This window comes from Bradyrhizobium sp. (assembly GCF_049581145.1).
Taxonomy (GTDB): Bacteria; Pseudomonadota; Alphaproteobacteria; order Rhizobiales; family Xanthobacteraceae; genus Bradyrhizobium.
Genome location: NZ_JBAURI010001046.1, coordinates 1 through 5,294 on the forward strand (window position 1 = coordinate 1; position 5,294 = coordinate 5,294).

The following is a 5,294-nucleotide window of genomic DNA, read 5'->3' on the forward strand; positions in this document are numbered from 1 at the left end:
GTTTGAAGGACCAAATGGAGTTGAGCTCAGTGCTCGACTAACCGGCACAGACGACGATAATTTCTTCTCTGCAATCAGCGAGTGCTTCGGGGCATGGTACCTAGCTGGCCGACGGCGGCTTGAACTTGTGCCGCCAAGGGGCCAAGGCGCGAAGTGCCTGGAGTACTTGATCAAATGCGAAAGCGGCGGCATCAACGTCGAGGTGAAGGCGCCATATCGTCCACTCGGTGGTGTTTTTTGGGTGATGACGCCCACCTTCTCTGGAAGGCGCTACAAAGCGCCAACCGGCAATTTGCGAAAGACCAGCGCAACCTTCTTGTCGTCCACCCGCGCCCGCAATTCTGTCGTATCGATCGAGCTTGTAGGCAGAACCTACGAAGCTGAGAACTCTCCCAAATTGCAATAATAAATTAGCACGTAAAAGGACGCTTGCACGGCTACGAGGTTTGGTGCACTTTTCGTTTATGGCGACTTGTGGGTGCAGTGATGTTGTGCAGGGTTTCGCAAGGACAGAGCCACCTTCTGGCGGATCGGACTGCCTCTGCGTTGACCGAGCAGTTGCTGTCTCTGCCGCGCGTGGCCGTCCGTCGCCCACTAACGCGCCGCCCCGCTATTCCGCCGGAGTTTCTGCATTCCTGATTGATCGGAGACAGTTCCAATGACGACGTTCGCTAGTTCGTTTGAAGTCGCCGGTGTCACCTACGTCCTCTATTACAACGATTTGTCGGGTACGTCGTACGGCAAGAATGTGCTTATCACAACGCTGGCGGACCCCAGCGATCCCAGCGCGGGCTTCCTCGAAGTCTGTAGCGAGCAATGGCCGTCGAAAAACGCTCCAAATCCCATTGGTTACAATTTCGCCGAGATGTTCATCATCGGCGGTCAGCCCTATTTTCTCTGCTATCAATGGGGAACGGGATCTGCTGGCTGGCCAGGCAGCTTGAGTATCAGGGCGCTCGTTGACCCTCAGGATCCGACCAAGGGCACCAACGCAATTTGGACAGCGTCAATCACGGATTGGTACAACCGGATTACCGTTGCTGCCTCATTCAAGCCCGAACCGGATCGACTGTTCTTTCTTCTTCACATGGGCACGATGAGCACGTCGGGTTTGAGCACGTTCGTCACCAAGTTGGTGGACGACAAGGATCCCAGCAAGGGCGTCTTGAGTCAGTCGGAGGCCATCTGGAGCGCGGCGTGGAGTTCGAGCTACGTTTTCATCACGACTTTCTATTCCTTTCCCCCAAATGCACCACCCACCCCCCATTTTATTGCGCACAATCCCGTGATAACCTCGCCGAATCTAGACAACCTGTTTCTGATGACGCCCGTCGACTGCGCCGACCTTTCTGCTGGGCTGAAGACCGATTTTTCTCAATTCATCGAGGGCGGACCATATGCGTGGAAATTTGCTACGCCTTTCTACGTTGGTGAAGATACCCTGACACCCTACTTCCTACTCAGCCAATATTCTGGGCCTTCTTCTCACCCGCCTGCCAACTATCGATTCAATACGGCCATTCTCGGCTTTGGGCTCGACCAGCAGGGTCTTCGGCTGGAGCCGCTCTATACGACTACTTGGAATCCCGGTTATCAATTCGCAGTTCAGCTTGCCATCGACGGCGTTCCCTTTTTCGTCACTTACAATCCGAACAATCCCACAAACCAAACGACGCAGGTGGCAACGCTGGCCTCGGCAACCACGGTAATGAACGGACTCACGTGGATTTATCAGTCGAGTGCGTTTTTTCAGATGGGTGACATCGAGTTCGTCGTGGCGTTCGGAAACGACCCTCAATTTATTGCGCAGCCGGGCGACCAAGATTTCCTCGATTGCGCGCGGGCAGTGGTGGGCGCGATCTCCAAGCTGCCGAACATCCTGTGGCCTGCAACACTATCCACCATCGGCGACAAGCCGATCGGCAGGGCCGCTGCGTTCTTGGTCCAGGGCGACTTGACCGACTTTGGAGGAGGGGTTCCCGCTATCGGCCAGGTTTGGGGACCCAAACTCGGGCAGTTTCGTCACTTCTTTGAGCCTGGCGCCAGCAACGAGGCAACCCAGGTGCCGGTGTTGTGTGGTCTTGGCAATCACGATCTCGATGCGCAAGAATGGTATATTTTCGATGATTTCTTCCGTAACCAGATGTGGGCCTACATCCGAGACCGATATGCCCCTTTCTATCCGCCGCTCGCCGACGCACCGATGCCGCAGCCTGTCCAAAATATCGATGCAAGGCCTATGGCGTCTTATGGCGAAACGATCAACCAAGACGATACTTGGAGGCAGCAAAGCCACAACTATTCCTTCCAGATCGCTGGAATACGTTTCATTCAACTCCACAGGTTTGGTGGCGACACGCGCTACGACAGGGCCGGCGGTCTCAACTGGCTCAAGAGTGAACTGCGGCTAGCCGAGGACGACGCCAGTTGCGTGGCCGTTGTCCTTCTGCAGCATTTTGGCTTCTACGAAGATATCGGACCCGACCACGACACTCAGTGGACGTCAGATGAACAGTATTCACTGTTCCGCGTGCTTGCCGAAAGCAAGACGATTGCGCTGTTTCACGGGCATGACCACACAGTGGTTCCCCGCAAGATCGTTCAGAATCCGTCCGACGGTCATCTCTACGAGGATTTGGATCCTGGATCCATCAAGCCGGACAAGGATAATAACCCTCCGGGCCGGAGCATCGGCGTCGCGCGCTTCGCCATTAATTGGGAGCGGACGCAGCTCGTGATGGACATCGCGATGGGAAGAGCAACCGCGGACGGCTCGACGATCGAGTTCGGGGCGCCGGACCAATATGTGTACAGCAACTCCTGGGACATCAGCTCAAGGAAATGGCTCTCACCTAACCCCCGCTTCTTGCATGTGCCGCCTGCAGGTTTGGCCGACCCGGACAAGCGTGAACACACGAAGACTGGGGGAGTGTGACATCCCTTCGCTGTGCTCGACCGACCTGGTCAAGTTATCGAGCCGGCCAAGTCACCACAATTCCGAAGAGCCATTCAATGTGCGGGGCCGCGTTTTCTCCTTGCGACCTCGGAAACGAATTGGAAAGAAACCGGGGAGATCGCCTCCGCAACGGCAAGTTCATTCCAGGCAGCAGCACCACGACCTTCGTCGGGAACCGATTGCGGCGTTTGCCAGCGCGCACTGTCATTGCTGATCACCGACCATGGTGCGGAATGGCGAGACCTGCCGCAGCGCAAATCGCGCGTTCGGTCGAGAGCAGGCGGTAGCCATCCTCTTCGTACATAGGATATTGCCCAACATCGTAGCGCTCGCGTACATACCGCAGCGCGGCGGCTGCTCCGGTCAGGCTCGCCGGCACTGTCTTGGCGAGCCGAAGCGAGGCTTGCATCTCGATACGGCCGAGCAGTCCTTCTGCCTCGCAGAGATCAACCAACTGGCCTCCAGCCCGGTCCGCCTGCCCTTGGTCGCCCGCCGCAGCTCGCGCTCGGCAGCATCCTGCTCAGCGAGCAAGCGCCCTAATTCCTCGAAGTCTCGGCGGTGGCCCTCGATGGCGTCGAGGATCGGGTCGGGAGCCTCCGGGACAGGAACGCTGGCGGCCCGCGAGGCGGTGACAGCCGCGGCCAGGGCGGCAACGGCACCGCCGGTGACGAACTGCCGACGGGCCGGACCGGCCGGAAGGATCGTACGACTCGTGGTATAGGCAGAATCAGCCTGAGACATGGCACTCTCCATGTTGAGGGTTGGGCCCGTGCAGGTGTTCCTAACACCTGTGCGGGCCGCTTCGTCTGGCCGGTTGCGGCCAGTGCCCTGAATCGAATCACGGCGGCTCCGTTTATTGTGCCCCCATGATTTCATCGCGTCGGGGCGCGGTAGAAGGGTAGGAAGAAGCAGGCTCTGGATTTCAGGCATCTGGGCTCAACCGTACGGGCGCGTGGTCCTCGCGCAAGACAGTGTGCGTTCTGGGCCGCCGGTGGATCCTTCTGAGAAGCTTGGGCTGATGCTTGGCCAAGCGGGCGAACGCTGGGTGAGTTCACTACGTCCTACTCAGGGACGCGCAGCGCAGGATCGACGGCGTTTGGCGGTCATCGGGGGCAATTTCGTGAGAACGAAAGTGAAAGAAAAGTAGAACCCGCGTGCACAGGATTTGCACACGACCTCCATCTAACTATCTGATTTCTATAAACTCTCTACCCAATCCATCAAAAGATACAACGCGCGATCGATGATCGCATGGCCATGACGAGAAACATAGGGGGCAAACACGCCGATCTGGCAGTTCGCAATCTTGCCTGCGGAACCGATGTATTGCCGCGCTACGCCGCACGACGCTTTGCCCTGCTTGAGAAAACCGGTCTCGTCGATGACGAGAACAGCATCGTTATCTGCCAAATTCTCAATGACATAGTCGCGCACGATATCGCGCAAGGCATCAGCATCCCAATCCCTGCGACCCAGGATCGCCTGTTGCCGCCATGGACCATGATCGCCTGCCGCGTCCGCGCGCATCCAACCGGTCTTGCGTTGCTCATCGCCGATTGTGAACCAGTTCATATGCGTTCCGCGCCAGTTCCGCTTTGTTTCGTTGAACGACACCTGTCTGAAGAGCGGCTCGCTCCGGCGAAGCTGCATTTTTTAGCCAAGCTTGCATGGCAATGGCGCAAAAACTGCGTCAGTCACCGCGAGTTGTCACTGGACCGCGATCGGACTTAACTTCGGGAAAAAATGAGCGAACGAACGCAGAGATCGAGACAGCGGCGAGTATCGCCAGCCGGATCGAGGGCAATCGAACGCAAGAACATTGAAAAAGTGACGGCTCCAGTACAAGCCGGTTACAGAGTGGCAACCAACGATAACGGCATGGAGTGGCCCCATATTCTTTTTCCGGATGACTGGTATGCCTCTTAGCCGACTAATTGTCTCAACTTATCTCGGTGAGCGCATGTTGCCGACGAGCCTCACTCGTACGTGGCCTGCATTGAAGCCGCAATGGATTTTGTCGTCCGTCGGAGTGACAGATGTCGGCAGTGCGCACAATTGTGGTTCTCGCGCTTGAAACTAAGAAGGAAAAATGAATCCCGTAAGGAAATGAATCCAGCGGAGATTGAACCAGCGGCCGGCACAACCAGACTATTTGAAAAGTTAGTTGCTCAACCCGCTTTGCTTGCTAGAATGTGTCAGGGTGTAAGTCTGAAGAATACTCGGTTTAGTTTATGAAAAATTGACGATTTTGAAGCGCGTTGAACTTAGTGAGTGTGAGTATGATCGCACCTCCTGTTTGTTCACGAAGCAATCGCCATAGTGACCATTTAGAGTCCCC

The 5,294-nt window shown here is 56.5% G+C and carries 3 protein-coding genes and 1 pseudogene; 2 read left to right on the top strand and 2 right to left on the bottom strand.

The features are described from left to right. Positions 1-406 (top strand): hypothetical protein (locus WCB02_RS33805; RefSeq protein WP_423965335.1); only part of this gene is annotated, 406 nt, incomplete at its 5' end. A gap of 252 nt (positions 407-658) precedes the next feature. Further along, complete coding sequence (locus tag WCB02_RS33810) at positions 659-2,935, top strand: metallophosphoesterase family protein (RefSeq protein ID WP_423965337.1); 2,277 nt, start codon at positions 659-661, stop codon at positions 2,933-2,935. Positions 2,936-3,170: 235 nt separating this feature from the next. Here the strand turns inward: WCB02_RS33810 and WCB02_RS33815 are convergent, their stop codons facing one another. Next, positions 3,171-3,410: a hypothetical protein gene (locus WCB02_RS33815; protein WP_423965339.1), complete on the bottom strand. Its 240-nt coding sequence runs from the start codon at positions 3,408-3,410 to the stop codon at positions 3,171-3,173. A gap of 758 nt (positions 3,411-4,168) precedes the next feature. Beyond that, positions 4,169-4,606: pseudogene (locus WCB02_RS33820) on the bottom strand (transposase); the annotation flags it as partial. Between the last annotated feature and the right edge of the window lie 688 nt (positions 4,607-5,294).

What these genes read in the sequence shown, in the direction of transcription:
- WCB02_RS33810 (WP_423965337.1), top strand. Translation starts at nt 659, where the DNA reads ATGACGACGTTCGCTAGTTCGTTTGAAGTCGCCGGTGTCACCTACGTC.